The following is a 26,973-nucleotide window of genomic DNA, read 5'->3' on the forward strand; positions in this document are numbered from 1 at the left end:
TCACCAGGGTTGTGCCATTCTCCGCGATTGAACGGGCCTGCGTTTCCGGAGACCGCCCCCACAGCTTGCGGCTCGCATCCCAGCCCACGGCCACCTAGAAACGGAAACGGCGGGTGCCGGAGCCCGAAGGCCCCGGCACCCGCCGTTCCGGCCGGCGTTTATGCCCGCTCAGCCGAACCAGGCGGCGACGTTTCCGGTCTGGCCGAGGATGGTGATGCGGTTGCCCGACCCGATGTCGAGGGTGGTGTTGCCGCCCTCCACCCGGGCCGAGCGGATCACCGCGCCGAGGTCCATGCCGGCGTCGTAGAGCGCCAGACGGTCCACCCCGGCCTGGAAGTCCATCACCACCGACCCGCCCGAGGACCGGCCGAAGGCGAAGACGTCCGCGCCCTCGCCGCCCCACAGCGTGTCCGCTCCGCCGTCGGCGAACAGAACGTCGTTGCCGGCCCCGCCGTTCAGCAGGTCGTTGCCCGCCCCGCCGAACAGCGTGTCGTTGCCGGCCTCGCCGAACAGCGTGTCGTCGCCGTCGCCGCCGCTGGCCAGGTCGTCGCCCGCGCCGAGCCCGATGAGGTCGCGTCCCGCCCCGCCCAGTGCCACGTCGTTGCCGTCGCCGCCGCTGATCGTGTCGTCGCCTTCGTCGCCGATCAGGAAGTCGTTGCCTTCCCCGCCGAACAGAAGGTCGTTGCCCGACCCGCCGGACAGCGTGTCGTCGCCCTCCTCGCCGCTCAGCGTGTCGTCGCCGTCCTCGCCGAACAGGATGTCCTGGCCCGTCCCGCCGAACAGCGCGTCGTTGCCGACCCCGCCGCCGACCAGGTCGTTGCCCTCCCCGCCGAACAGCCAGTCGTCGCCCTCGCCGCCCATCACCACGTCGTCGCCGTCGTCGCCGTACAGCGTGTCGTTGCCGCCGGCGCTGGCGATCGTGTCGTTGCCGCCGCCGCCGTGCAGGATGTCGTCGCCGGCCCCCAGATACATGAACTGTTCGTGGTCGTCGCCGTAGACGATCTGCTCGCCGTCGCCGCCGACCAGCGTGGCGGCGCCGACCACCGCGGCGAACTCCACGTTGTCGAGCTGGATGGTCACCGGCCCGGCCACCGCCGTGGTGTTGAGCACCACCGCGGTCGGCGCCGTGCTGGCGGTGCCGGTGCCGCCCAGCGTGTTGCCGGTCACCTTGGTCTGCACCGCCTGGCCGGCGGCCACCCCCGGCGCGCTGAAGTCGATGGCGCGCACCAGGAGCTGGGCCTGGGCGGACAGCACCGAGAGGAAGCCCGAACCGCCGCCGGTCAGGTTGCCGCGCGAGGCCGTGCCGGTGTCGGTGCGCGCCTCGATGGCGGCGATCAGCCCGCTCAGTCCGGTCTGGGCCTCCGCGGCGGTCTGCCGCTCGGCGCTGCCCGAGGTGGTGACGGCCACCCCGCTGGCAACGCTGACCGTCAGGGTGGTGACGGTGGACACCGCTCCGGTCTGCCGGTCGACCACCTGCTCGCGCACCACCGGCACGTCGGCGAGGTCGGCGTTGGCGGTGCTGCTGTCCTCGACCCGCTCCTCGTTGCTGGCCGCGATGGTCACGGTGGTGACGCGCTTGCCGTCGTCGCCGGTGGTGATCGAGCCGTTGACGGTGGCGCCGTCCACGGTGGCGACCGGCGGCGGCGCGATGGGGGCGGGCTTCTCCACCGTGGCGGTGAGCTTCTGCGTCGTCGCGGTGAAGGGTGCCGAGGCGTTGCCCGCCGGGTCGGTCAGGCCGAGCGTCAGGGTGAGCGTGCCGTCGCCCAGGCCGGAGAGATCCAGCCCGGTCACCCGCATGGTCGGGCCGCTCATCACGCCGGAGCCGGTGACCTGGCCGCCGCCCGCCGAGGTGATCGTCCAGGTGAAGCTGGTCCCGGCCTCGCCGCCGCTGATGGTGAAGGCGACGCTGGACTGCTCGATGGCGTCGATGCTGTCGTCCTCGAACAGCACGGTGGCCGTGGGCGCGGTGGTGTCGATGGTCAGCGACTGCGTGCCGGGACCCGAAACGTTGCCCGCCGCGTCGGTGGCGGTGGCCGACACCGGGTTGGCGCCGTTGGGGTTCAGGCTGAGCGAACCGGTGACCGGTGTGGCGGTGGCGAGGTTGAGGCTCCAGGCGCCGCCGTTGGTGGCGGTGGTGGTGTAGGTGGCGCCGCCCACCGTGACGGTGACGGTGCTGCCGGCCTCGGCCGAGCCGGTGAGGGTCGGCGCGGCGTTGTTGGTCAGCGCCGCCGAGGTCACCGCCGGAGCGTTGGGGGCGGTGGTGTCGATGACCAACGACTGGGTGCCCGGCGCCGAGACGTTGCCCGAAGCATCGGTGGCGGTGGCCGACACCGGGTTGGCGCCGTTGGCGTTCAAGCTGAGCGAACCGGTGACCGGTGTGGCGGTGGCGAGATTGACGCTCCAGTTTCCGCCCGTGGCGGTGGTGGTGTAGGTGGCGCCGCCGATGGTGACGGTGACGGTGCTGCCCGCTTCCGCCGTGCCGGTGATCACCGGGGTGGTGTTTCTGGTCAGCGCCGCCGAGGTCACCGCCGGAGCATCGGGCAACGTGGTGTCGATGGTCAGCGACTGCGTCCCCGGCGTGGACGTGTTGCCCGCCGCGTCGGTGGCGGTGGCCGAGACCGGGTTGGCGCCGTTGGCGTTCAGGTTCAGCGCGCCGGAGGCCGGCGTCGCCGTGGCGAGATTGACGCTCCAGTTTCCGCCCGTGGCGATGGTGGTGTAGGTGGCGCCGCCGATGGTGACGGTCACCGTGCTGCCGGCCTCCGCCGTGCCGCCGATTACCGGGGTGGTGCTGTTGCTCAGCGCGGCGCTGGTCACCGCCGGAGCGTTCGGAGCGGTGGTGTCGATGGTCAGCGACTGCGTGCCCGGTGCGGACGTGTTGCCCGCCGCATCGGTGGCGGTGGCCGAGACCGGGTTGGCGCCGTTGGCGTTCAGGCTCAGCGCGCCGGTCGTCGGCGTCGTCGTGGCGAGATTGACGCTCCAGTTTCCGCCCGTCGCCGTGGTGGTGTAGGTGGCGCCGCCGATGGTGACGGTCACCGTGCTGCCCGCTTCCGCCGTGCCGGTCAGGATCGGCGTCGTGCTGTTGCTCAGCGCGGCGCTGGTCACCACCGGGGCGTTTGGCAGCGTGGTGTCGATGGTCAGCGACTGCGTGCCCGGCGTGGACGTGTTGCCCGCCGCGTCGGTGGCGGTGGCCGAGACCGGGTTGGCGCCGTTGGCGTTCAGGTTCAGCGCGCCGGAGGCCGGCGTCGCCGTGGCGAGGTTGACGCTCCAGTTTCCGCCCGTCGCCGTGGTGGTGTAGGTGGCGCCGCCGATGGTGACGGTCACCGTGCTGCCGGCCTCCGCCGTGCCGCCGATTACCGGGGTGGTGCTGTTGCTCAGCGCGGCGCTGGTCACCGCCGGAGCGTTCGGAGCGGTGGTGTCGATGGTCAGCGACTGCGTGCCCGGTGCGGACGTATTGCCCGCCGCATCGGTGGCGGTGGCCGAGACCGGGTTGGCGCCGTTGGCGTTCAGGTTCAGCGCGCCGGAGGTCGGCGTCGTCGTGGCGAGATTGACGCTCCAGTTTCCGCCCGTCGCCGTGGTGGTGTAGGTGGCGCCGCCGATGGTGACCGTCACCGTGCTGCCGGCCTCCGCCGTGCCGGTCAGGATCGGCGTCGTGCTGTTGCTCAGCGCCGTCGTGACGGTCGGAGCGTTCGGAGCGGTGGTGTCGATGGTCAGCGACTGCGTGCCCGGTGCGGACGTATTGCCCGCCGCATCGGTGGCGGTGGCCGAGACCGGGTTGGCGCCGTTGGCGTTCAGGCTGAGCGAGCCGGTCGTCGGCGTCGCCGTGGCGAGATTGACGCTCCAGTTTCCGCCCGTGGCGGTGGTGGTGTAGGTGGCGCCGCCCACCGTGACGGTGACGGTGCTGCCGGCTTCCGCCGTGCCGCCAATGATCGGTGTGGCGTTCTTGGTCAGCGCGGCGCTGGTCACCGCCGGCGCGTCGGGCGCCGTGGTGTCGATGGTCAGCGTCTGCGTGCCGGCCGTGGAGGTGTTGTTGGACGCGTCCCGGGCGGTGACCGACACCGGGTTGGCGCCGTTGGCGTTGAGGTTCAGCGCCCCGGAGGCCGGCGTCGCCGTGGCGAGATTGACGCTCCAGTTTCCGCCGGTGGCGGTGGTGGTGTAGGTCGCCCCGCCGATGGTGACGGTGACCGTGCTGTCGGCTTCCGCCGTGCCGGCGATGATCGGCGTGGCGCTCTTGGTCAGCGCCGCGCTGGTGACGACCGGAGCCGCGGGTGGCGTCACGTCGGCCACGCTCACCACCGTGCTGACGCCGGAGATGGTCGCGCTGCCGGTGGCGCCGCCGCTGTCGGTCAGGCTGGCGATGGCCACCGTGCGGTTGCCCAGCGTCGCGGTCGCGCTGGTGTTCGTGTAGGTGACGCCGCCGAGCAGCGCGTTCATCTGCGCGTCGCTGCGCTCCAGGCCGCTGACCGTCACCGTGGCGACGCCGCCGACCACCGACACGGTGACGCCGGCGTCGCCGCCCGCGACGCCCAGCCCGCTCAGGGTGGCGGTGGCGCCGTTGGTCAGGGCGACGTCGATGCCGCCGATGCTCAGGACCTCGGTGGCGTCGACCACGCCGCTGACGGTGAACACCACCCCGCGGAAGCTCTGCCCGGCCTCCACGGTGGAGGCCGCCACGGCGCTGAACAGGCTGGTCGACGCATCCACCCCGACGCCGAAGGTCTTGGCTCCGCCGGTCGCGGTCAGGGTCGGCACGGCGTCGACGGTAATCGTCGCGGTGGCGCTGCCCGTGCTGTAGGCGTCCGCGCTGGTGTCGGCGGTGCCGCCCGCCGTGCCGCTGGTCAGGTCCCACGCCTTGAAGGTCAGGCCGCCGGTGTCGGTGTTGGTGAAGCCCGAGCCGCTCGGCACGAAGCGCACGCGGTCCGACCCGGCGAGCAGCAGCGCCGCGCCGTTGGACGAGCCGGTGGGAATGTCGGTCCAGGCGCCGGTACCGACCTTGTACTGCCAGGTGCCGTTGGTGTTGGTCACCCCGGTGACGGCGATGCCCAGCGGAAGGACGGGGACCATCGGCACCGGGCTGTCGTACTCGGCGTCGGTGGCGGTGCCGGCGGAGGCGAGCAGGGCGGTGACGGTGGTGCCGGTGTTGGCGGCGTCGGCGATGCCCTGGTCGATGGTGGCCAAGCTGCGGACGTCGCCGGACAGGATGGGGCTGTCGTTGGCGCCGGTGAAGTTGAGGGTGAGCTGCTGCGAGACGGTGCGGTTGCCGTCGGAGACGGTGAAGGTGCTGGTGCCCTGCATCGGCCCGGCGGGCACGCCGTTGAGGAAGGCGGCGTCGAAGACGTAGGCGTAGTGGCCGGTCTGGCTGTTGACGTAGGAGGTGCCGCCCGGCCCGGTGGACCAGGTGTCGTAGGTGACGCCGTTGCTGAGCGTGACGCTGCCGTACTGGAGCGGGGAGGCCTGCGATCCGGCGATGGAGTAGGTCAGCGTGTCGCCTTCCAGGTCGCTCGCGGAGAGCTGTCCGTCGACCATCGGGAAGCTGTCGTCGGCGGCGGTGTCGACCAGCGTCGGCGGGGTGGTCGGCACCACCAGCGTCGGCGGGGCGTTGGTGTCGATGCGGTCGTTGGTCTGGCTGATCGCGGTGGTGTAGGGGGTGTTGGCGTTGCTGGCGCTGTCGACCAGGACGATGTTGACCGGAATGTCGTCGGCGGCGGCGCGGTCGCCGGTGCGCAGGCCGTCGGCGGTGACGGTGAAGGTGGCGGTGTAGGTGGTGGCGCTGACCTTGGTCAGGTTGCCCAGCGCGAAGCCGCCGACCGTGCTGCCGTTGCCCAGCGTGTAGGTGTCGCTGTCCGACGCCACCGTGATCGTCACGGTCACCGTGTCGCCGACCTTGGCCGGCTGGTTGGGAATGGTGACGTTGGTGATCGAGGGAGGCGTCGTGTCCGGGGTGTTGTTCGTCACCGACTGGTCGGTGACAGTGGCCGCGTCCGCACCGCCGGTCGCGTTCTGGATCGCCGCCACATCGTTGCCGCTGGTGGGGTCGGTGTAGCTGACGGTGACCGTCTGCCCCTGCTGGACCGCCTGACCCAGCGTCAGAGTGACCGTTTTGGCGGCGCTGTCCACCGCGACGCCGGTGACGGTGACGGTGTTGCCGCCGGCCTTGACCACGAAGGCGCCCGCTGCCGGGCCGTTCGCGGCGTCCAGCGCGACGTCGTAGGTCAGAACCAGCGACGTGCCGTCCACCGCCGCGCTCTGCAGGACCGGGGCGGGCGGGGCGAGCGCCACCAGGACGGAGCCGGACGAAACAGACGCCTGAGGAATCAGACCGCTGGTGGAGGTGAAGATGCTGATGGGGAAGTGGCCGGAGGTGTCGGTGCCGGACGCCGTCACGTCGAAGGTCAGCGTATGGACCCCGATCGGAATGATGCCGGCCAGGGTGTTGTTCGCAAACCCGTCGAGTTGGAGATTCGCGATCGTCCAACCGCTGGGCGCGGCCACGTCGAAGTGGAGGGTGCTGCCCACCAGGGTCAGCGCCGTACCGATGTTCACCGTGAAGGAAAGCTGGGTCGGGGTGCCGCTGGCGAAGGTGGCGGTCGGGTTGTCCGGCGTGATGGTGATGGGGGAGAGGCTGCCCGGCTGCATCCCGAACGATGCGGTGACGAGCTTGTTGACTTCGGTCGTGTTGTTGGCGGCGCCGCTGTCGGTGATCGAGCGCAGGACGATGGGACGCGTTTCGCTGAACCCGATGTTGAACTGGTCGAGGCTGGAGACTGTGAAGGCCGTGGTCTTGTAGGCGATTCCGTCGATCAGCGTGCTCATCGCGCTGTTGCTCAGCGCCATGCCGCTGAGCGTCACCGTGGCCACGCCGTTCACCAGCGTCACCGCGTAGTTGCCGCCGGTGAAGCTGCCCGAGGTTCCGTTGCTCAGCGTGATGTCGGTTCCGGCGATGGTCAGGAACTCGTCGCTGCCGGTGCCCGCGACATGGTGGACGGTCAGCACCATGCCGGTGAAGGTCTGCCCGCTGTCCACTGTGGAGGCGGTGACGGCATCGAACAGGTCGAAGACCGGGTTGCCCATTATGAGCTGGCCGTAGCCGTCGACCGGCGTGAGCGTCAGCGTGGGCGGGGTGCCGTTCGGGTCGAGCGTGTTGTTGGTGACCGCCTGTGCGGCGAAGGTCGCGGCATCGGCGCCCGTGGTGCTCTGGACCGCGTTGGTGTCGTCGCCGGCGGTCGGGTCGGTGTAGGCGACGGTGACCGTGTCGGTGTGGGCGACCGCCTGACCGAGCGTCAGCGTGACCGTCTTGTTGGCCCCGTCCACCGCGACGTTGGTGACGGAGACCGTGTTGCCGCCGATCTGGACCGCGAAGGCATTTGCCGCCGGGATGTTCGTTCCGTCCAGCGCCATGTCGTAAGTCAGCACCAGCGCCGTGCCGTCCACCGCCGCGCTTTGCAGGACGGGGGCGGGCTCGGCGATGGTCACCATCGTGGAACCGGACTTGACCGCGATCGTCGGGATGGGGGAGATGCTATCGCTGTACCCCGCGGTGATGCTGATGGGGAACGCACCGCTGGTGGTCGTGCCCGTGGTCGTCACGTTGAAGGTCAGGGTGTAAGTTCCGGGCGAGGCTCCGAAGGCGAAGACGGGCATGCCGCCGTTCATCTTGACGTTCGAGATCGTCAAGCCGTCCGGCGCCTTGACGTTGAAGAAGAGGGCTCCGTCCCCGACGGTCGCCGCGGTGGCGACGGTCACGGTGAACGAAACCGCGGTCGTCGTGCCTGGGGCGAAGGTGACCGTCGGATTGTTCGGCGTCACCGTGATCATCGGGGACTGCGAGTCCTTCTGACCCAGCGACACCGTGGCGACCTTGTTCACCATGGTGGTGTTGTTGGAGGCGCCGCTGTCGGTGATGGAGCGCAGGACGATGGAGCGCGTGTCGGTGAGGGCGAACTGGTCGGAAGGGGCCATGCCGAGCCCCGCGTTGTCGCAGGCGTAGCCGAGGTCGTCGATCAGCGCGTTCATCTCGCCGTCGGTCAGGCTCATGCCGGACAGCGTCACCGTGGCGACGCCGTTCACCACCGTCACCGCATAGTTGCCCTTGGAGAAGACGCCTGTCCCCGCCGTCAGCGTGATGGAGCTGCCGCCGACCGTGAGACGCTCGTTGGCGCCGAAGAGGACGCCGTGGACCGTCAGCACCATGCCGGTGAAGGTCTGCCCGCCGTCGACGGTGGAGGCGGTCACCCCGTCGAACAGATCGGCCGTGACGGTGCCGAGAGCCACCGACTGGCCGTAGGTGTCCTCGGTGGTGAGGGTCACCGTCGGCGCGACGGAGGTCGTGGGAGCGCCAGCGACGCTCACGGTGGCGGAGACGCCGGTGAGGGGGGCGGTGTTGTTGCTGGCGCCGTCGTCGGTGACGCTGGTGATGGTGACGACACGGTTGCCGGGCGTGACGATGCCGTTGACCGCGTCGCCGGCGTTGACGTAGGCGATGCCGTCGATCAGTGCCGCCAATTGGGTGCCGGTGAGACTGAACCCGCTCAGGGTGACCGTCGCCGTCGTGCCGCTGTACGACGTGGTGAGGACCGCCCCCGTCAGGCCCGGCGCCGTCACAGGCGTCCCGGCGGCGTTGGAGGACAGGGAAATGGGGATGATGCCGTCGAGGGACAGCCACTCGACGTCGACGACGTTGGTGACCGTCAGGATCAGGCCGGTGAAGACCTGTCCGATGTCGTTGGTGTCGGCGGCCACACCGGAGAACAGGTCCACGGGCGCAGCGTTCTGGATATAGGTCGGCGCGGTGCTCGTCGCCGTCAGGGTAGGCAGGCTCGAAGCTGGCGTGCCGACGTTGATGGTTGCGGAGACCCCGGTGATGTCGCCTGTGTCGACGCTGCCGCCGTCGTCGGTGAGGCCGGTGACGGCAATGATGCGCTGGCCGTCGGACGGAGTTCCGGCCGCGTTGTAATAGGTGATGTCGTTGATGAGCGAGGCCATTTCGGCATCCGACAGGGCCATGCCGGTGATTCGGATGGTCGCTGTGCCGTTGCTGACGGACACCGTCCCGGTGACCCTTGTCCCACTCATCTGCACGGGGTCAATAAAGTGGGACGCGCCATCGACCAAGTAAAGTTCGAGCGAACCCATCATGCCGGGCACGGTGAAGTACAACGCTTCGTTGACGCCGTCCAGCATGCCGGTCACGGTAACCGTCATGGCGGTGAAGATCTGCCCGCTGTCGTTGGTGCTGGCGGTGGCCGATGAGAACAGGGGCTGCGTCTGGGAACCGCTGTAGGTCGGCGTGCCGCCCGCGGCGGTCAAGGTGGGGGCATGGAGTTGAACCGTGAAGCTGGTTCTGAAATCCGGAATATCGACGCCGCCTTGGTTCTGAATGGCGGTGGTGCTGTCCACAGTATCGCCGTCGTAGTAACGGAGGGAGACAGCATCCCCACTTTGGAAAATGTAGCCGTTTCCAACCTCAACGATGACGTTGCTGCCAATGACGTCGACGCCGGAAACAGTGTAGTAGACGCCGTTGATGCGAATCTGTCCCGATGTCGTCGAGGAGCCGAAGAACTGCTGGATGGACGGGGGATTGTTTTCATCCAGCGCCTGATCGAAGGACAGGACGACCTTGTTGCCTCCGCTTTGCGCGGATGAGGAGAGGAATGCCGGAGGGCGGGCGGACAGAACCGTAACGGAGACGTCCACCGAAAAGGTGTCCAAGCCATAGGGGGCCTGGATGACGCCGGTCAGGTCGTCACCCGCCGGGTCCTCGTAGCGGAAGGCGATGGCGTCGTTCAGCTGGAACTGCTGGCCGACGGTGAGGGTCACGAGGTTGTCGGAAACCACGGCGCTGATCAGGGCGACTGCCGTTCCATTGATCAGAATGGAACCGGTGCCCGCGTTCACGGTGCCATCGGTCGCCACGAAATGAGTCAGCAGCGGGTTGCTCGTGCTGTCCAGGGTGTCTTCGTACTTGAGGGTGATGGTGTTCTCGCCGGTGTAGGCGACCGCCAAGTCGAAGAACGGTGCGGCCAACACCCCGCGATACTGCTCGATCCGCAGGGCTTCGGTCCGCACCGTGCCACGCATCCAGGCAAGATCCCAATCGCCACCCAACTCCGCGGCGCCCGTCAGGGTCCGGGAGGCCGCCATGGCGGCGCCGGTGATGTCGGCCAGCGCGTCGAGGAACGACTCGCCGTGGCCGCTCGCCACGTTGCAGCCGTAGAGCAGGATGTCGCCATCCTGGGCGAGGCAGGCGCCGATGGCCGTCAACTCCGCCTCGCGCGCGGTCAGCGACGCCTCGTCGAGCCGCGCCGTGCCGAGTTGCAAGCCGCCCTCGAAGCCGTGGCACAGCACATGGAGCGCCCGGATGCCGTGGAGCCCGGCCAGAGCCTGCGCCATCGCCGCCACACCGTCGCGGCCTTCACCGATCAGCACGGCTTCCACGCCGGCGGGGAGCCCCGCCAGAAGATCCCGCCAGCCGGAAAGGGCAGTGTCGATGATGGCGATCTCGGTTGCGGTGCGTGAGAAGCGACCAGAGGTGGTGACGCACGTGGTAAAGGCGACGGCGGACGCTTCGGTCATGGCGGACGTATCCTGAATGGGGTGCGATCCGGAGTACGCACTCCACTTAAGAAATGGGTACCCCTTTAGATTTCACATATCCAGAATTGGGCATCCTGGTCAATACGGGTCAAGCATGGAATGAGCATTTGACACAGCATATTTGGGCTGTTGGAAAGCATAGATGCTCATTGCAATGTTTCAAATTGCAGCATATTGCATCTTTTGCGTAGATTAATTCTTTGTTAAATATCCGGTCTTGGAAGGTGATTCGGTATTTTTATTATGGATTCATTGTGGTGATCTGGATGGTTTCGAGGGTAGGGCCAGCAAAGGTAGTGCAATAAGAAATTGTGGTAGTAAAAAAAGTCCCCAGTTTGCTATCCGCTGCATCGGCGGAAGGTGCGGTGATGACGGGTGGGAAAGCCAATCGTCTCGGTCGGTTCCCTCTCCTTCTGCGAAGGAGGATGCCAGGCCATGGGCTTCACTTGATGAGAGGGCGGAGGCAACATGGACGCACCCAGGCGGCCCTCCCGGATCAAAAAAAGCCATGAAAATAATATGTTTATGGATCTGGAGGGGCCGCCTGCCGCTCCTGCCGCTTACGAATCCATGACGTCGCCCAGCGTGGTGGCAAGATCGGCGGGCTCCACCGGTTTGTGCAACAGGCGGCAACCGATGGAGCGCGCCTCGCGCAGCCGTTCCGGCGCCGTGTCGCCGGTGATGATGACGACCGGCACGTCCCAGCGGCTTCGCACCAGTTCGGCCACCGTGCGGCCGGTTTGGCCGCCAGGCAGGCGATGGTCGGCCAGCACCACGTGGGGCCGGCTGCGCATCCGGGGCAGGCGGGCGGCCAGTTCCTCCACCGATCCGACGGCGATCACCTGGACGCCCCAGCGTTTCAGCAGCATGGTCATGGCGTGGCGCACCCGCTCGTCGTCCTCCACCAGCAACACCCGCCGGCCCCTCATCCGGTCCGTCGGGGATGCCGCCGCCACGCTGGTGGCGGCCGCAGCCATGGCGCGCGCGGCGGCGGTGAGGCGGCGGTCGGGGTCGGGCGGAAGGGCGGCACGCGGAACGGTCACCATGAAAACCGTGCCCCGACCGACCTGCGACCTTAGGTCCAGCGTCAGGCCGAGCAGCCGCGCCATGCGGGCCACCAGCGGCAAACCGAGGCCGAACCCCTTGGCCGCGCTGCGCTCCGGATTGTCGAGCTGGTGAAACTCCTCGAAAATGGCGGCGCGGGCGTCGGGGGGAATGCCCCGTCCATCGTCCCACACCTGAAATTCCAGTGCCCCGGGGCGACGACGGCAACCCAGAAGGACGCGCCGTCCGTTTCCCCCGCCGTGGCGGATGGCGTTGGACAGCAGATGGGTCAGTATCCGTTCCAGCAGCCGTGGGTCGGTTCGCACCGCCAAGCCGCAGGGGTAGACGTGCAGGCTTGTCCCCTCGGTCGTTGCGCTCTCCCGGAATTCCTGGGCCAGACGGCGCATCAGCGCGTCGGGGCGGAATTCCGTGACCGCGACGTCCACCGCGCCGGCCTCCAGCCGGGCAAGGTCCAGAAGGCCGCTCAGCATGCCGCTCAGGTTGTCGATGGAGGCCTGGAGCAGATCCGCCGCCTCTCTGGCCGAGGGGTTGGAACCGATGGCGCCACGCAGGATGTGGGCATAGAGCGCCGCCGCCTGGATCGGCTGGCGCAGGTCGTGGCTGGCGGCGGTCAGGAAGCGCGCCTTGGCCCGGTCGGCGCGCTCCGCCGTCTCATGGGCGCGGCGCAGTTCCTCCTCCCGCGCGGCGCGGCGGTCTTCGGCGCGATGAAGCCGGTCGCGGAGCAACTCCATCGCGCGGCGCTGCTCGAACAGTTCGGCGGCCAGGCGCGCGCTTTCCTCGACCAGGCGGCCGGCGTCGCGTTGAAGACGCTCCGCGGTCCGGACCCCCTCGGCAAGGTTGCGGTTCAGCGTTTCCAGGCTGTCCCGCAAGGCCTTGCTGGTGGCTGATTCACCTTTGCCCGGTTCATCCGAGTCCGCATGTTTCGGCATATATGTCTCCACGATGGCCCCCGCTCACCGCCGCACAACAACTTCCGGCTCATGAATTCACGTGCGTCAGATCACAACAGCGCAGAACAGGAATTGTTTTTCGTGGACATAACGATTCACGCGCGTGCAAAGGTCCTGATCATCGCTTTCAGGGTGTCGGTTGCAGAGCAGCGACACCCTATGCCCAAAAGAGCGGCAGATTGTCGCATATGTAACGTGTCCTGGTTGCCCAGAAAGCGCAGCCGGCGGCACTGGGACGAAAGCTGCGCCGTTAAATCCCGCGACGCCACAGGCTAATCAGGTGGAGTTTTAAGGCGATGCGGGAATCCGGCGAGGGAAAGGGGCGGCTCTGCGTTGCCGCCGCCCTGCGCTGGCACGCCGGTTGCTTCGTGAGCAAACGGATGCAGGTTTCCACCATGCGGGATGTTCTTGACCTTGTTCGTTCAGCGAACAATTTAACGTTCCTGGCGCCTGCGCGGCCCGTGGCTGGTGCATTTGGAGGCAGGTTTGATCAACCCTATGATTACGGCCACCGCCGGCTGGTCCGAGGCGGTGGAGGAACGGGCGCAGCGGCTGCTCCGCTATCAGGTCGGGACCGAAGGGCCGGAGGGGGCTCCGGTGACCGTGCAGACCATGTTCGAGCGCTGCGGCTTCACGCCGGTCGCCAGCGCCCGTTTCCTGATGTGCATCCCGCCGTTGACGGCAATGCACGAGCTGACCAAGACTATCACGCGTTTCCGTATCGACGGTGAAGCCTGCCCGGACCCGGCGGGCATGGCGAAGGCGGCTCTGTCCTTCGCCGGGCGCGCGGTGGCGGTGCATGAGTTGCACCCGGAACGTCGGTTCGTCGCCGGTGTGATCTCCACCCTCCTGGGGTTGCAGGGGTCCAGTCGACGGTAGCATCGGCGGGAGCCGGAAATGCGCTCCATCCCTACGGAAAATCAGGGGCCGTGCCGTTTCGCGCGGCCCTTCGCCGTGCCCTGCTGGGGAGAATCCCCCATTCTTTAAAAGTTGTAACCGTCCTTTGGTTGCTCGTTGGGCGAACTCGCATTATCAGTGTTCGACTGTATGACCATGGGCTGGTCCCACCAGTGCTTGGCCAGTTTCCCGGGCTCGGGCGAAGGAGGGTGCGGCGATGGACAGGAAGCCGGTCGATTACGGGCAGTACAGCATCCTGGTCATCGAAGATCAGCCCTTCGTGCGCCGGACCATTATGCAGATCCTTTCGCAGATCGGCTTCCGCTCGATCGCCGAGGCCGACAACGGGGAGACCGGCATGCGGGAGTGCATCCGCGCCACCCCCGACGTGATCGTCTGCGACATCGACATGAAGCCGGTGTCCGGCCTGCAGTTCCTGGCCGAGCTGCGGGCCAGCGCCGAGGTGCGGAACCGCCGCACGCCGGTGGTTTTCCTGACCAACCACACGGAATCCGAAATCGTGAAGAAGGCCATGTCCCTGGGTGTCAACGGCTTCGTCGTGAAGCCGCCGTCCTTCGGCGCCCTGAAGGAGCGGGTGGACCGCCTGCTGGCCGGCAAGTGAGAGAGGAGATGCGGGGCCTGCGGCGTGTGGTGCTGTGCGGTCTGGCGGTGCTGCCGCTGGCCGCCTGTTCGGGGGAGCCGGGCGAGTCCGACATGCGCAAGCTGGTGGAAACCCACACCAAGCGGGCGCTGGACGGCCAGGGGCAGGGCGGCTTCCGCGGGTTCGATGGCTTCCGCAAGCAGGGCTGCGTGGACACCAAATACCGGAACGGCGCCCCGAAGCCGGACGACAAGCAGTATGATTGCTATTACGCGGCGACCTTCGCACCGCAGCCGGGCGCGACGGCGATGACCGTCAACGGCAAGGGCCGCTTCACCCGCACCGACAAAGGCCTGACCTTCGAGGATCTGGGCGCGCAGCCGCGCTGACAATTCAACATTGTTTGGAAAAGGAAACGGCCGGTCATGACCCTGTCATGAACCGGCCGCGTCAGATGGTGGAAGGGGCTGGATTTGAACCAGCGTACGCTTACGCGGGCAGATTTACAGTCTGCTGCCTTTAACCACTCGGCCACCCTTCCGCTGATGCTTGACGCGACCATCGGAGACCTGCCGTTCATCGGGCCTTGCTTGGCCTTCCGTCCGGCGGGTGGCGTTATCTAACGGGTAGCGGCGCTCCGGTCAAGCGGCTTTCTTCATCGGCCGGGCATCTTTGTTCAGGCCCCCTCGCCACGGGCCACGCGGGCCAGGGTGCTCAGCGGGTCGCCGTCCTCCGCGCTGAAGCAGGCGCTGAAGTCGTCGCACACCTCGCAGTTCGGGGACTTGCAGAGCATCAGCCCCTCGCGCTCGCAGAGCTGGCGGTAGAAGAACTTCTTCCACTTCATGTCGCCGCTGTTCAGCGCGACCAGCGACGGGAAATGGCGGCGGAACATGGCGTTCAGCTCCCGCCGGTTGGCGAAGCCCATGTCCTGCCAGAGATGGTTCGGCCCCAGCGTGCGGCGGGCGACGATGGCGGCCAGCCATTCCTCCTCGACGGTTCCGGCGGCGCGGTGGTCGAGCAGGAAGGCCCGCAAATCCTCCTCCTCGATGGCGTCCTCGCCGCTGTGGTCCGGCAGGGTGGGGAGGAGATGGGCGAAGCCCGCCGCGTGCCGCCGGATCAGTTCGGCCAGCGCCTCGCGCGCCAGTCCCAGGGAGGCGGTGGCGCCGCCGGGATGCTGAGCGGCCAGACCCACGATGCGGCTGAACAACAACCGGTCGAGGGCCGGGCCATCCGGAACGCCGTCCAGAGCGTCGGCGGGCGGGTGGAGCGAGAAGACCGCGGGGTCGGCGATGTCGGCAATCATGGTCGGCGAACTCCCGCATCGGGGGGTTGTTCGGTCATGACCATGATGGTGGATCAAATTTCCGCAACTGCGAAGTGGTTTTTTTGCGGGTGCGCTGTCGAGGCATGCCCGGCATCCGCCTCAGCCGTTCAGGACCTCGGCCGTGAAGCGCTCGAAAAAGCCGTCGATGACGCGGTCGGCCTTGGCCTTGACCAGCTTGACCGCCAGCCGTCCGACGGCCCCGCCCAGCGCCGCCGCGAGGGTGAAGGACAGGTGGGTGTGGCCGTCCACCTCCTCCAGCGTGATGCGGGCCTCGCCCTTGACCGCTCCGGCGAGGCCGCCCTTGCCCTCGGCGTAGAGGATGTAGAAGCGCGGCGCGTCCTCCGGCGCCACCCGGACGTTGCCGGCGAAGCGCGCGTTCAGCGGTCCGACCGTGGCGCGCACGCGCGCGCTGTACTCGGTGGGCGACAGCCGGTCCATCTCCTCCAGCACCGGGATGCAGCGTTGCAGCACGGCGGGGTCGCAGAGCGCGGTGAAGACCCGCTCGCGCGCCGCCGGAATCCGGTACTGGCCGTTCAGTTCCATGGATCACCTGTTGTTGGTCGGGCCAGTTGTCGGGCCGGAAATGCCAAGCGATTTGGTGTATGGATGACCCGCTTCCAAGACGCGCAATCGAGCACGGAGGGCGACAATCATGCGGCAGGCCGTCACGACGCTGACCACCCGAACCCGCGGCCAGGGCCTGGTCGAGGTGACCGAGCCGGTGGCCCGCTGGGTCGCCGACCAGGGCATGGCGACCGGTCTGCTGACCGTTTTCTGCCGGCACACCTCGGCCTCCCTGGTGATCCAGGAGAACGCCGACCCCAGCGTGCGCGGCGATCTGGAGCGCTTCTTCAAGCGGCTGGTGCCGGAAGACCCGGCGCTCTACGACCACATCCTGGAGGGGCCGGACGACATGCCCGCCCACATCCGCAGCGCGCTGACCACCGTGCAACTGTCCATCCCCGTGCTGGAGGGGCGAATGGCATTGGGCACTTGGCAGGGGATCTATCTGTTCGAGCACCGCCGCCAGCCCCACGAGCGGACCCTGGCGCTGCATCTGCTGGGCGAATGAGGGCCAAGCGCCCGCGCGTCTACCCCAGCCAACCCGCGACATGGGGTTCGAGCCACCAATACAGGGCGACGGCGGCGATCAGCCAGATCCCGACCATCAGCGCGGCGGCGGCGTGGCTGACCGGCCGGTCGGCCAGCCGGGCGGCGGTGGCGCGCTGTTCCTCCAGCACCGCCGCCGGGATCAGGCGGATGACCAGCAGGATGCCGAGCGGCACGATCAGCAGGTCGTCCAGATAGCCGAGGACCGGCACGAAATCGGGGATCAGGTCGATGGGGCTGAGCGCGTAGGCCGCCACCGCGGCGGCGGCCACGCGGGCGTACCAGGGCGTCCGCGGGTCGCGCGCCGCCAGATAGAGCGCGATCACGTCGCGCTTGATCCGCCGCGCCCAACCCTTCGCCGTCGCCAGCATCCGGCCTGCCGTCAACCCGCCGCCGGGACGGGGGCGGCGGACTGGCGCAGCCGTTCCAGCAGCGTCTTGGTGGCGAAGCCGTCCGGCACGGCGCCGATCGACTGCTGGAAGCGGCGCACGGCGTTGCGGGTGTTGGCGCCGACGATGCCGTCCGCCGTTCCCGGCTCCATGCCCAGCGAGGCCAGCCGCTCCTGAAGCTCGATCCGCTCGTCGCGGCTCAGCGCCGGTTCGTGGCGCGGCCAGCTCCCCTGCACGCCGGAGCGGCCGGCGAGACGGTCGGACAGCAGCGCCACCGCCAGCGCGTAGCTGGTCGAGGGGTTGTACTTCATGATCGCCCGGAAATTCTCCCGGGCCAGGAAGGCCGGCCCCTGCGCCCCGGCGAGCATCAGGACGGCCGCCCGTTCCTCCTCGCCGCCGCTCAGCTCGCCGCCGCCGACCGGCCGGACGCCGAGGCGGCGCCATTCGGACACCGGCTTGGCGATGTTGTATTCGGCCTGCTCGTAGGGGAAGCCGGCGGGCAGGGTGACCTCCTCGCCCCAGCGCTCGCCCGCGCGCCAGCCGTTGGCCTGCACGAACTTGGCGGTGGAGGCGAAGACGTCGGGCAGGCTGCCCCAGATGTCGCGCCGCCCGTCGCCGTCCTCGTCGGTGGCGTGCTTCAGGAAGATGGTCGGCATGAACTGGGTCTGGCCCATGGCGCCGGCCCAGGAGCCGCTCATCCGCTCCGGCGGGATGTCGCCGCTGTCGAGGATGCGCAGGGCGGCCAGCAGCTCCGTCCGGAAGTAGCTGGCGCGGCGGCCCTCGTAGGCCAGCGTGGTCAACGCGTCGACGACGGAAAAGCCGCCGGTGAAGTTGCCGAAATCGGTCTCCACGCCCCAGAAGGCCACCAGGATCTCCGCCGGGACGCCGGAGCGCTGGCTGACGCGGCGCAGCAGCGTGCCGTTGTCCTGGATGCGCTGGCGCCCGGCCTGGACGCGGCGGTCGTTGACCGCGCTGTCCAGATATTGCCAGGGCTGACGGTTGAACTCCGGCTGGGAGGAATCCAGTTCGACCACCCGGTCCGACAGCTTCACGTTGGCGAAGGCGCGGTCGAAAGTCTGGGCGCGGATGCCCTGGCCGAGCGCCTCGGCGCGCAGGGACTTCAGCCAGTCGGCGAAGCTGACGGCGGGCTGGACCGGCGCCACACTGGCCGGGGCGGCGGCGGACGCCTTTGCGGTTCCGGACGTGGTGGTCGCCGACACGGGCGGGGCGCCCGTCGTTTGGCAACCGGCCAGGATCGTGGTGGCGAGCAGGAGGCGGACGGGAAGGGACAGCAGGGGGCGCATGCGCTCTCGTGACCAACAGGGAAAAGCTGTGCCGGAGCCTAGGACGGACGGCCCGTTCACTCAACGGACAAGTTCCGGTTCCGGAAGCAACGCTCACCCGCCACGCGCGGGAGACGCAGGCAAGAATCGACACGGATTGCACGGATCAAACCGGATTTCACGGAGCGATGCGGCTCGACCAGCCGTGCGCTTGAGGGCTTTCGGAAATCCGTGAAATCCGTGTCGGATTTTGTCATCCGACGGAGTGACGCGACGCCCAATCAGTGCGGGCTTAATCATGAACAAAACTTGAACAAACGGGCTGAAATCCCCATATCCAGGGCATTCCGAAACCAGAAAAGAGACGTTCGCGGCCCGCCCCCTGGCGCGCCGCCGAGAGGGTTCGCCATGCCGTATTTTCCGACCATCGAACTCACCCCGCAGGTGTCCCTGCTGCTGGCGCGGGGGGCTCTGCGCCTCAATCCCGGCCAGTGGGTGCGGGGTCCGAAGGGGCATGGCCGCTACCTGCGCACCGACCCGCGGACCGGCACCACCTATGTGAGCTGGCTGCGCCCCGGCGACGACTGGGAAACCGCGTCGCAGCGCTTCAGCCGGGCCTGCCGGAAAGGCTTCATCGGGCGCTACCGCGGCGGCTACGAGGTGGAGAAGGCGCGCCGGGAGATGGCCCGGCTGATCGCGGACGCGGACCGATCGGGTGGCGCCGCACGCCGGGACGAGCGGCAGCCGACGCTGTTCTAAGGCGGGAACGCACACGCCCAGGGAGAGCAGAGGTTTGGCCGAAGGGACCATCAACAGAATCCGCATCGGCTGCGCCGGCTGGAGCATCCCGAAACCCTCCGCCCCGGCCTTCCCGGCGGAGGGCACGCATCTGGAGCGCTACGCCCGCGTCTTCCCGATGACCGAGGTCAACAGCCGCTTCTACCGCCCGCACAAGCCGGAGACCTGGGAGCGCTGGGCGGCCTCGGCGCCGCCCGACTTCCGCTTCGCGGTCAAGCTGCCACGCGCCATCACGCATGAGCAGCGCCTGAAGGACTGTGCCGGCCCGTTGGACGATTACCTGCACGAGGTCGGGCATCTCGGCGACCGGTTGGGGCCGTTGCTGGTGCAACTGCCGCCGACGCTGCGCTTCGAGCCGGCGGTGGCTGGTCCCTTCTTCGCGGCCCTGCGCGAGCGCTTCGCCGGCCCCGTCGTCTGCGAGCCGCGGCACCCGAGCTGGTTCGCGGCGGAGCCGGACCGCCTGCTGGTCGATCACGCCGTGGCCCGCGCCGCCGCCGACCCGGCCCCGGTGCCCGCGGCGGCGGAGCCGGCGGGCTGGGACGGCTTCCGTTACTGGCGCCTGCACGGCTCGCCGGTGATGTACCGCAGCGCCTACCCGCTGGACCTTCTGGACCGGCTGGCCCGGCGCTTCCGCGACGAGGCGCGGGAGCGGCCGGTCTGGTGTGTCTTCGACAACACAGCGGACTTCCACGCGGTCGACGACGCGCTGACGCTGATGAGCCGTTTGGGTGCCTCCACAGGTCAGAGAGACAAGCCCGGCGTCTGACCGCTATCGTTGCGCGAACGCAAGCGCAGCCGGGGCGGTCGGGCATGGACGTCATTCTTCTGGTGCTGATCGGAGCCATCGTCGCTCACCGGTTCAACCGCCGGCTGACGGCGCAGGAGCGCGAGATCGCCCGGCTGCGGCAGGCGCTGGAGCGGGTGCAGGGGCCGGTGACGGTCGACGCTGCGCCGGTCGAGGTTCCCGCCGCGGACACCGCCGTCATGGTGGAGGCTCCGCCGGAGCCGCCGCCGATCCAACCGCCGCCCATCCAACCACCACCGGAGCCCTCTCCACCCCCGCTGTCCGTGTGGAGCCGGCTGGAGGACGCGCTGGCCGGGCGCTGGCTGATCTGGCTGGGCGGGGCCACGGTCGCCCTGGCGGCGGCCTTCTTCATCAAGATGTCGATCGAGCAGGGTTGGCTCGGCCCCGGCGTGCGCGTCACGCTCGGCCTGCTTTCCGCCGCGGCGCTGATGGTCGGCGGCGAATGGCTGCGGCAGCGCGGCGGAGGGGCGGAGCCGGGAGGGCGCGATCCGGTGCCCCCGGCCCTGACCGCGGCCGGGCTGTTCACCGGCTTCGCCAGCGTCTATGGCGGCTATGTGCTCTACGACCTGTTCGCCCCGCCGCTGGCCTTCGCGCTGCTCGGCGGGCTGGCGGCGCTGGGGATGGCGCTGTCGCTGTTGCAGGGTCCCTACATCGCGGCGCTGGGGCTGCTCGGCGGCTTCGCGACGCCGCTGCTGGTCTCGTCCATCGGGGGATCGGCCTGGGGGCTGTTCGCCTATCTGCTGGCCCTGTCGGGCGCCGGCATGACGGTGGTGCTGTGGCGCGGCTGGCGCTGGCTGGGGCTGGGCACGCTGGTCGGGGCGGCGGGCTGGGTGCCGGTCTGGTACGTCGGCGGCTGGAACCCCGGCGACGCCCTGCCGGTCGGGATCTACCTGCTGCTGACCGCCGGGCTGTTCCTGATGCCCGCCCTGCTGGCCGGGCCGGTCGAGGCGATGCCGCGCACCACCCTGTTCGACATGCTGCGCTGGAGGGGGCGCCCGCGCGCCGACCGTCTGGCCGTCGCGGCGGTGGCGGTGCTGGGGCTGCTGATGGCGATGCTCGTCACCGTGGACGGCCATCGCACAGGCTCGCTGGTGATGCTCGCCCTGTTCGGGCTGCTCTGCGTCGCGGCGGGGCGGCGGATCGAGCGGATCGCCGGCGTCGCCTGGATCGGCGCGCTGGCGGTTCTGCTCGCCTTCGCCGGCTGGACGGTGCCGCGCTGGCCCCTGCCGCCGCCCGCCGTCACCGCCGATGGGCATCCCATCGTTCCATCGCCGGGTGCGGGGCTGCCATTCCAGTCCGGGCGGTTCCTGTGGGCGGTGGGCGGCTTCGCCCTGCTGTACGGGATGTGTGGCTTCATCGCCCTGTGGCGGTCGACGCGGGCGGCGCTGTGGTCGTCGCTGGCGGCCTGGATGCCGGTGGTGCTTCTGGCGCTCGCCTACTGGCGGCTGGACCCGTCGCAGGCCGACACGCTGTGGCCGATGGCCAGCCTGGCGCTGGCGGCGCTGCTGGTCGCCGGAACCGGCCCACTGGCCCGCCACCGCCACCAGCCGGGCGTCGGTCTGGGGCTGGCCGCTTTCGCCGCCGGGGCTGTCGGGGCGCTCAGCCTCGGCGCCGTCATGATGCTGCGCGAGGCGTGGCTGACCGTGGCGCTGGCCGCTCAGGTGCCGGTTCTGGCGTGGCTGGAGCGGCGGATGGGCCTGCGCTCGCTGCGCGCGGTGATCCTGCTGGTGGCGGGCGCCGTTCTGGTGAGGCTGGCGCTGAATCCGTCTGTGCTGGAGTATGGGGAGGACGGGCTCGGCTGGGTCGTCTACGGCTACGGCCTGCCGGCGGCGGGCTTCTTCCTGGCCGCCCATTGGCTGCGCTCCGCGCCGGACGGCAAGGGCGACGACGGGGTGGTCGCGCTTTTGGAGGCCGGCGGGCTGGCCTTCGTCACGCTGCTGCTGTCGCTCGGCATCCAGGCGCTGACCCGCGGCACGCTGGACGAGCCGCCCGACACGCTGCGCGAAGTGGCGCTGCACACGCTGGTCTGGCTGGCGCTGGCCCTGCTGCTGGCGACGGGGCGGCGCTGGCGGGCGCGGCCCGTGGCGGTGTGGGGACGGCGCATCCTGGCCGGACTGGCGGCGCTTCAGGCGGCGGCGCTGCATCTCGTTGCCCTGAACCCGCTGTGGAGCGACGAGGCGGTGGGCGCGTGGCCGGTGGCGAACACGCTGCTGCTCGCCTATGGGCTTCCGGCCCTGCTCGGGCTGCTGTTCCTGTGGGTGGAGCCGCTGCCGGCCCGTCTGCGCCCGTGGGTCGCGCTGCTGCCTCTGATGCTGCTCGGCATGAATCTGGCACTGGAGATCCGCCATGCCTTCCAGGGGCCGGTCCTCTCCGGCCCGGACCTGCCGGACGCCGAATGGTACGGCTATTCCGTCGGGTTCCTGGTGGCGGCGGTGCTGATGCTGGTCGCCGCCCTGCGGTACCGGCTGGGCTGGCTGCGCCACGCCGCGATGGCGCTGATCCTGGCGGTGGTCGCCAAGGTCTTCCTCAGCGACATGGCCGAGTTGGGCGGGCTGTACCGCGTCGCCTCCTTCCTCGGGCTGGGGCTGAGCCTGATCGGCGTCGGCTATCTCTACCGCCGGCTCCAAGGCACTGCGCCGCAGGGAGGGCAAACAGTCGCCTGAGCGAACGGTCGGGTTGACAGGCGGCCCCTCTCGCGCTCCGATGGTGGAAACGAACACAGAAAAACCAGGGAGGCCCGCAACCATGACCAGCCCCATCGCCCATCCCATCCTGCCGAACGGTGACAGCGGCTTCACGGTCGAGGCCGCCTCGATGAAGTTCGGCCGCGGCATGCTGGCGGAGGCGGGGAACGACGCCAAGGCCATGGGCATGCGCCGGGTGGCCCTGTTCACCGACCCCCATGTGGCCGGAATCGCGCCCTTCGCGGCGGCGCTGGACTCGCTGAAGGCGGCCGGGCTGGACGTCGCCGTCTTCGACCGCTGCGCGGTGGAGCCGACCAGCGCGTCCTTCCTGGAGGCGGCGGACTTCGCCCGCGACGGCCGGTTCGACGGCTATGTCTCGGTCGGCGGCGGGTCGGTGATCGACACAGCGAAGGCGGCCAACCTCTACGCCACCCACCCGGCGGACTTCCTCGCCTACGTCAACAAGCCGCTGGGCGAGGGGCGCCCGGTGCCCGGCCCGGTCAAGCCGCACATCGCCTGCCCGACGACCTGCGGCACCGGCAGCGAGACGACCGGCGTCGCCATCTTCGACCATGTGGAGATGCGGGTGAAGACCGGGATCTCCTCCCGCTACCTGCGCCCCAATCTGGCGCTGGTCGACCCGGCGACCATCGACAGCCTGCCGCCGGGCGTCATCGCCTCCACCGGCTTCGACGTGCTGACCCACGCCATCGAGAGCCACACCGCGCGCTCCTACCGCTCCCGCCCGAAGCCCGACGCGGCCAACCCGCGCCCGCCCTACCAGGGCGCCAACCCCTGGTCGGACATCGGCAGCCTCCAGGCGATCCGGCTCGGCGGGCAGTATCTGGAGCGCGCCGTCAACGACCCGGCGGACGAGGAGGCGCGCGACGCCCTGATGTTCGCGGCGACTCTGGCCGGTCTGGCCTTCGGCAACGCCGGGGTGCACATCCCGCACGCCATGTCCTACTCCGTCGCCGGGATGAACCACCGCTTCACGGCGCGCGGTTACGAGAAGGCGAACCCGATGGTGCCGCACGGCATTTCGGTGGTGCTGAACGCCCCGGCCGCCTTCCGCTTCACCGGCTCCGCCGAGCCCGAGCGCCATCTGCGTGCGGCGGAGGCGCTGGGGGCGGAGGTGCGCGACGTGTCCCCGGCGGATGGCGGCGCCGTTCTGGCCGCCCGGCTGATCGCCATGATGCGCGCCACCCAGCTGCCCAACGGCCTGTCGGCGCTGGGCTACGGCGCGGCGGACATCCCGGATCTGGTGAGGGGCGCGCTGGCCCAGCAACGGCTGCTGACCATCGCCCCCCGCCCGGTGACGGAGGAGAACCTGCGCGAGCTCTACGCCGACGCCATGACCTATTGGTAAGCGCAGCGGCGGGCGGCCCCTTCCTGTGGGAAGGGGACGCCCTCACTGGTGTTACGGACGGTTAGGGTACAGGCCGGTCGTCGCGATACAGACGGTCTGCCCGATCGCCGGGGACTGGGTGGAAACCTTCTGGGTGGCGCCGGCCGAGGCGGGCGCGACCGCCACGGTGCCGCCGGTGATGCCGGTGTTGGGCACCGTGATGGAGCCGCTGGCCGTGCCGGCGACCTTGGCGCCCGTGCCCGGGCCGCTGGTGTTGTACGGCCCCTTCAGGGTGATGCCGGCGCCGCCGTCATCGATCGAGGCGTCGCCGAGATAGACGGTGCCCGAGGTCGGGGCGGACACCGGGCTGCCGCCGTTGGTGATGGGAACGCTGACGGTGCCGGTGAAGGGAACGGTGGTCGAGCCGCCCGACCCGCCGCCCGTGCCTGTGAAGGTGGCGGTGTGGGTGTGCGGCTGCAGCGGGACCTGCGCCGCCGACAGCAGAAGCTCCTGCTGGCCGACCTTGGCGCCGATGGCGATGTTCGCCAGGCCGGGGCCGGTGCCGGACCCGATGGCGGCGCGGCCGCGCAAGTCGGGGACGGCGAAGAGATCCGCGTTGTTGCCGCCGTAGCGGTAGCCGATCAGGGCGAACAACGCTTGGTTCTCGCGGACCGCCAGCGTGCGGCCGTCGGCCACCACATAGCCCTGCGGGCACCAGTCGAACGCGTAGGTACAGATGGTGCCGATGTAGGGCTCCACGTTGCAGGCGGCGGCGGGGGTGCTGAACAGGGCCATGCCGCCAGCCATCGCAAAGGCGGCGGAGAGGAGAGTCTTGCGCATGATGTGTCCTCGGCGTTGGGAGAAGCGGATTCTGTTGCTGCGATCCGTTATGGACGGTTCGGGTACAGGCCGTTGGCCACGATGCAGACGGTCTGGCCGATCGCCGGGGACTGGGTGGAAACCTTCTGGGTGGCGCCGGCCGAGGCGGGCGCGACCGCCACGGTGCCGCCGGTGATGCCGGTGTTGGGCACCGTGATGGAGCCGCTGGCCGTGCCGGCGACCTTGGCGCCCGTGCCCGGGCCGCTGGTGTTGTACGGCCCCTTCAGGGTGATGCCGGCGCCGCCGTCGTCGATCGAGGCGTCGCCGAGATAGACGGTGCCCGAGGTCGGGGCGGACACCGGGCTGCCGCCGTTGGTGATGGGAACGCTGACGGTGCCGGTGAAGGGAACGGTGGTCGAGCCGCCCGACCCGCCGCCCGTGCCTGTGAAGGTGGCGGTGTGGGTGTGCGGCTGCAGCGGGACCTGCGCCGCCGACAGCAGAAGCTCCTGCTGGCCGACCTTGGCGCCGATGGCGATGTTCGTCAGGCCGGGGCCGGTCCCGGACCCGATGGCGGCGCGGCCGCGCAGATCGGGGATGCCGAAAGTGTTCACGTTGTCGCCGCCGTAGCGGAAGCCGACCAGGGCGAACAGCGCCTGATACTCGCGGATCGCCAACGTCCGACCATCGGCCGGGATGTAGTTGCGGGGGCACCAGTCGAACGCGAAGGTGCAGATGGTGCCGATGTACGACTCGTCATTGCAGGCAGCGGCGGGCGTGCTGAACAGAGCCATGCCGCTTGCCATCGCAAGCGCGGCGGTGAAAAGAGCCTTACGCATGATGTGTCCTTCGCGTTGGGATTGCTTTTTGAGCTTTGACGTTTGGTTGACACACAAGTGAATGATTTTCTTTTTTCACGAACTTATTATTCCATATCCCGCTTAGGTGGTTAAACGACATTTTTATACAAATTCGTTCATAGTCGGGTCCTTTCTGCAAACAACACGCAAAGCGTGCAGAGCCGGCGAAGGAGCCGGATTGCTGGCCGCGATGGCGGACCTTTGGGGCACCCCCTCCGCGTGGGTTCGGCTCCCGGAACACGATCGGACGGGGCACGTTGTTCCGGAAGGGCCATCGGGATGGAGGCTCGGGGGCGGAGGCAGGGCGCCAACATCATGAAAATCATCATCTTCGGACAATCCATCAGCTCCTCTTGGAGCAACGGGCACGCCACGCTGTGGCGGGGGCTGGTCAAGGCCCTGGCGCGGCGGGGCAACCGCGTCGTCTTCCTGGAGCGCGACACGCCCGAGCGGGCGGAGCACCGCGACCTGTGGGACATCCCCGGCGGGGAGCTTCTGCTCTACGACCGCTGGGAGAATGTGGCGGAGGCGGCGCAGCGTCACGCCGACGAGGCGGACGTTGCGATGGTGACCTCCGGTTGTGCGGACGGGGCAGCGGCCTCCCACCTCGTGCTGGGGTCGAAGGCGCAGCGCACCGTCTATTACGACCTCGACACGCACATCACCCTGTCCCGCTCCGAAATGGGGGAGCGGCCGGCTTATCTGCCGCCGGAAGGGCTGGGCGGATTCGACACCGTGCTGAGCAGCACCGGCGGGCAGGCGCTGGAGGCGTTGAAGACGCAATTGGGCGCGCGGTTCGTGGCGCCGCTCTACGCCTGGGTCGACCCGGATCTGCACCGTCCCGCCGAACCGGTGCGGCGCTATCTCGGCGACCTCTGCCACCTCGGCGCCTGGGTCGAGGACCGGCGCGCGGCGCTGGAAGCGCTGTTCTTTGAGCCGGCCCGGCGGCTGGGGCGGCGGCGGTTCATCCTGGCCGGCGGCGGCTATCCCGACGATTCGTCCTGGGGCGCCAACATCCAGCGCGTCCGGCATCTGCCCCCGGCGGAGCATGCGGCCTTCTTCTGCTCCTCCACCCTGACGCTGAACGTGACGCGCCAACCGCTGAAGGCGATGGGCTGGTGCCCGTCCGTCCGGCTGTTCGAAGCGGCAGCCTGCGGCGTTCCGGTGATCTCCGACGAATGGGAGGGGATCGGCGCCTTCTTCGAACCGGGGCGTGACATCCTGGTCGCACGGGAAACCGACGACGTGACCACGGCGATGATGCTGCCGCGCGGCCATCTCGCCACGCTGGCCCAGCGCGCGCGGTCGCGCGTTCTGGAGGAGCACACGGCGGAACGGCGGGTGCGGGAGTTGCGCTCCATCCTCGACATCAAGGGGGGCGGCGACGATTGATCCGACGTTCCCCGGTTGCCCGGCTTGCCTCTGTTGGAAGTAAGCCGCCCTTGGCGTC

At 69.2% G+C, this 26,973-nt stretch carries 16 protein-coding genes, 1 tRNA gene and 1 pseudogene; 9 read left to right on the forward strand and 9 right to left on the reverse strand.

Annotated elements, in window-relative coordinates; translation table 11 throughout:
* Positions 1 to 168: 168 nt before the first annotated feature.
* Together AMK58_RS31760 and AMK58_RS04990 are read right to left on the reverse strand one after the other, a co-directional pair.
* Positions 169 to 10,572 (reverse strand): SwmB domain-containing protein, encoded by a 10,404-nt coding sequence (locus AMK58_RS31760; protein WP_059398677.1) that lies wholly within the window; start codon positions 10,570 to 10,572, stop codon positions 169 to 171.
* 581 nt (positions 10,573 to 11,153) lie between these two features.
* Positions 11,154 to 12,587: an ATP-binding response regulator gene (locus tag AMK58_RS04990; protein WP_059398678.1), complete on the reverse strand. Its 1,434-nt coding sequence runs from the start codon at positions 12,585 to 12,587 to the stop codon at positions 11,154 to 11,156.
* A gap of 519 nt (positions 12,588 to 13,106) precedes the next feature.
* On the opposite strand from AMK58_RS04990, the gene AMK58_RS04995 reads away from it, so the two are divergent.
* The 3 genes from AMK58_RS04995 (at position 13,107) to AMK58_RS05005 (ending at position 14,495) form a co-directional block, all read left to right on the forward strand.
* Positions 13,107 to 13,487 (forward strand): hypothetical protein, encoded by a 381-nt coding sequence (locus AMK58_RS04995; RefSeq protein ID WP_035683612.1) that lies wholly within the window; start codon positions 13,107 to 13,109, stop codon positions 13,485 to 13,487.
* Positions 13,488 to 13,722: 235 nt separating this feature from the next.
* Positions 13,723 to 14,127, forward strand: a complete 405-nt coding sequence (locus AMK58_RS05000; protein WP_014239878.1) for a response regulator — start codon at positions 13,723 to 13,725, stop codon at positions 14,125 to 14,127.
* 8 nt (positions 14,128 to 14,135) lie between these two features.
* Positions 14,136 to 14,495, forward strand: coding sequence for a hypothetical protein (locus AMK58_RS05005; protein WP_035683615.1), 360 nt, complete (start codon positions 14,136 to 14,138; stop codon positions 14,493 to 14,495).
* A 66-nt stretch (positions 14,496 to 14,561) separates the two neighbouring features.
* Here the strand turns inward: AMK58_RS05005 and AMK58_RS05010 are convergent.
* From AMK58_RS05010 to AMK58_RS05020, 3 genes are all read right to left on the reverse strand, one after another.
* Positions 14,562 to 14,647: transfer RNA gene (locus AMK58_RS05010), tRNA-Tyr, on the reverse strand.
* Between the two features lie 135 nt (positions 14,648 to 14,782).
* Positions 14,783 to 15,409 carry a nitrogen fixation protein NifQ gene (locus tag AMK58_RS05015; protein ID WP_035683618.1) on the reverse strand — a complete coding sequence of 209 codons (627 nt, stop codon included), beginning with the start codon at positions 15,407 to 15,409 and terminating at the stop codon, positions 14,783 to 14,785.
* A gap of 120 nt (positions 15,410 to 15,529) precedes the next feature.
* On the reverse strand, positions 15,530 to 15,973 hold the full coding sequence (locus AMK58_RS05020; protein WP_035683620.1) for a CoxG family protein: 444 nt from the start codon (positions 15,971 to 15,973) through the stop codon (positions 15,530 to 15,532).
* 109 nt (positions 15,974 to 16,082) lie between these two features.
* Between AMK58_RS05020 and AMK58_RS05025 the strand changes: the two genes are divergently transcribed.
* On the forward strand, positions 16,083 to 16,502 hold the full coding sequence (locus tag AMK58_RS05025) for a secondary thiamine-phosphate synthase enzyme YjbQ (RefSeq protein ID WP_035683623.1): 420 nt from the start codon (positions 16,083 to 16,085) through the stop codon (positions 16,500 to 16,502).
* 19 nt (positions 16,503 to 16,521) lie between these two features.
* Here the strand turns inward: AMK58_RS05025 and AMK58_RS05030 are convergent.
* Positions 16,522 to 16,914: pseudogene (locus tag AMK58_RS05030) on the reverse strand (YkvA family protein); the annotation flags it as partial.
* Positions 16,915 to 16,922: 8 nt separating this feature from the next.
* Positions 16,923 to 18,233 (reverse strand): lytic murein transglycosylase, encoded by a 1,311-nt coding sequence (locus AMK58_RS05035; protein ID WP_035683628.1) that lies wholly within the window; start codon positions 18,231 to 18,233, stop codon positions 16,923 to 16,925.
* 387 nt (positions 18,234 to 18,620) lie between these two features.
* Here AMK58_RS05035 and AMK58_RS05040 point away from each other — a divergent pair, with 387 nt between their 5' ends.
* The 4 genes from AMK58_RS05040 to AMK58_RS05055 all read left to right on the forward strand — a co-directional run bounded on the left by AMK58_RS05040 (position 18,621) and on the right by AMK58_RS05055 (position 23,868).
* Positions 18,621 to 18,971: a hypothetical protein gene (locus AMK58_RS05040; RefSeq protein WP_035683631.1), complete on the forward strand. Its 351-nt coding sequence runs from the start codon at positions 18,621 to 18,623 to the stop codon at positions 18,969 to 18,971.
* A gap of 34 nt (positions 18,972 to 19,005) precedes the next feature.
* Positions 19,006 to 19,776 carry a DUF72 domain-containing protein gene (locus AMK58_RS05045; RefSeq protein WP_059398679.1) on the forward strand — a complete coding sequence of 257 codons (771 nt, stop codon included), beginning with the start codon at positions 19,006 to 19,008 and terminating at the stop codon, positions 19,774 to 19,776.
* Between the two features lie 44 nt (positions 19,777 to 19,820).
* Entirely contained in the window at positions 19,821 to 22,478 is a 2,658-nt protein-coding gene (locus AMK58_RS05050) for a DUF2339 domain-containing protein (RefSeq protein WP_059398680.1), read from the forward strand.
* 82 nt (positions 22,479 to 22,560) lie between these two features.
* Positions 22,561 to 23,868 carry a hydroxyacid-oxoacid transhydrogenase gene (locus AMK58_RS05055; protein WP_035672472.1) on the forward strand — a complete coding sequence of 436 codons (1,308 nt, stop codon included), beginning with the start codon at positions 22,561 to 22,563 and terminating at the stop codon, positions 23,866 to 23,868.
* A 51-nt stretch (positions 23,869 to 23,919) separates the two neighbouring features.
* On the opposite strand, the gene AMK58_RS05060 is transcribed toward AMK58_RS05055, so the two are convergent.
* Both AMK58_RS05060 and AMK58_RS05065 read right to left on the reverse strand, forming a co-directional pair.
* A complete protein-coding gene (locus AMK58_RS05060) occupies positions 23,920 to 24,687 on the reverse strand; it encodes a phage tail protein (RefSeq protein ID WP_059398681.1) in 768 nt (255 codons plus the stop codon).
* A gap of 47 nt (positions 24,688 to 24,734) precedes the next feature.
* Entirely contained in the window at positions 24,735 to 25,502 is a 768-nt protein-coding gene (locus tag AMK58_RS05065) for a phage tail protein (protein WP_059398682.1), read from the reverse strand.
* Between the two features lie 336 nt (positions 25,503 to 25,838).
* On the opposite strand from AMK58_RS05065, the gene AMK58_RS05070 reads away from it, so the two are divergent.
* Positions 25,839 to 26,915, forward strand: a complete 1,077-nt coding sequence (locus AMK58_RS05070; protein ID WP_035672477.1) for a CgeB family protein — start codon at positions 25,839 to 25,841, stop codon at positions 26,913 to 26,915.
* The last annotated feature ends 58 nt before the right edge of the window (positions 26,916 to 26,973 follow it).

It is taken from the genome of Azospirillum brasilense, assembly GCF_001315015.1.
Taxonomy (GTDB): domain Bacteria; phylum Pseudomonadota; class Alphaproteobacteria; order Azospirillales; family Azospirillaceae; genus Azospirillum; species Azospirillum brasilense.

What these genes read in the sequence shown, in the direction of transcription:
- AMK58_RS05065 (WP_059398682.1), bottom strand. Translation starts at nt 25,502, where the DNA reads ATGCGTAAGGCTCTTTTCACCGCCGCGCTTGCGATGGCAAGCGGCATG.
- AMK58_RS05005 (WP_035683615.1), top strand. Translation starts at nt 14,136, where the DNA reads ATGCGGGGCCTGCGGCGTGTGGTGCTGTGCGGTCTGGCGGTGCTGCCG.
- AMK58_RS04995 (WP_035683612.1), top strand. Translation starts at nt 13,107, where the DNA reads ATGATTACGGCCACCGCCGGCTGGTCCGAGGCGGTGGAGGAACGGGCG.
- AMK58_RS05020 (WP_035683620.1), bottom strand. Translation starts at nt 15,973, where the DNA reads ATGGAACTGAACGGCCAGTACCGGATTCCGGCGGCGCGCGAGCGGGTC.
- AMK58_RS05015 (WP_035683618.1), bottom strand. Translation starts at nt 15,409, where the DNA reads ATGATTGCCGACATCGCCGACCCCGCGGTCTTCTCGCTCCACCCGCCC.
- AMK58_RS05035 (WP_035683628.1), bottom strand. Translation starts at nt 18,233, where the DNA reads ATGCGCCCCCTGCTGTCCCTTCCCGTCCGCCTCCTGCTCGCCACCACG.
- AMK58_RS05060 (WP_059398681.1), bottom strand. Translation starts at nt 24,687, where the DNA reads ATGCGCAAGACTCTCCTCTCCGCCGCCTTTGCGATGGCTGGCGGCATG.
- AMK58_RS04990 (WP_059398678.1), bottom strand. Translation starts at nt 12,587, where the DNA reads ATGCCGAAACATGCGGACTCGGATGAACCGGGCAAAGGTGAATCAGCC.
- AMK58_RS31760 (WP_059398677.1), bottom strand. Translation starts at nt 10,572, where the DNA reads ATGACCGAAGCGTCCGCCGTCGCCTTTACCACGTGCGTCACCACCTCT.
- AMK58_RS05025 (WP_035683623.1), top strand. Translation starts at nt 16,083, where the DNA reads ATGCGGCAGGCCGTCACGACGCTGACCACCCGAACCCGCGGCCAGGGC.
- AMK58_RS05040 (WP_035683631.1), top strand. Translation starts at nt 18,621, where the DNA reads ATGCCGTATTTTCCGACCATCGAACTCACCCCGCAGGTGTCCCTGCTG.
- AMK58_RS05050 (WP_059398680.1), top strand. Translation starts at nt 19,821, where the DNA reads ATGGACGTCATTCTTCTGGTGCTGATCGGAGCCATCGTCGCTCACCGG.
- AMK58_RS05055 (WP_035672472.1), top strand. Translation starts at nt 22,561, where the DNA reads ATGACCAGCCCCATCGCCCATCCCATCCTGCCGAACGGTGACAGCGGC.
- AMK58_RS05000 (WP_014239878.1), top strand. Translation starts at nt 13,723, where the DNA reads ATGGACAGGAAGCCGGTCGATTACGGGCAGTACAGCATCCTGGTCATC.
- AMK58_RS05070 (WP_035672477.1), top strand. Translation starts at nt 25,839, where the DNA reads ATGAAAATCATCATCTTCGGACAATCCATCAGCTCCTCTTGGAGCAAC.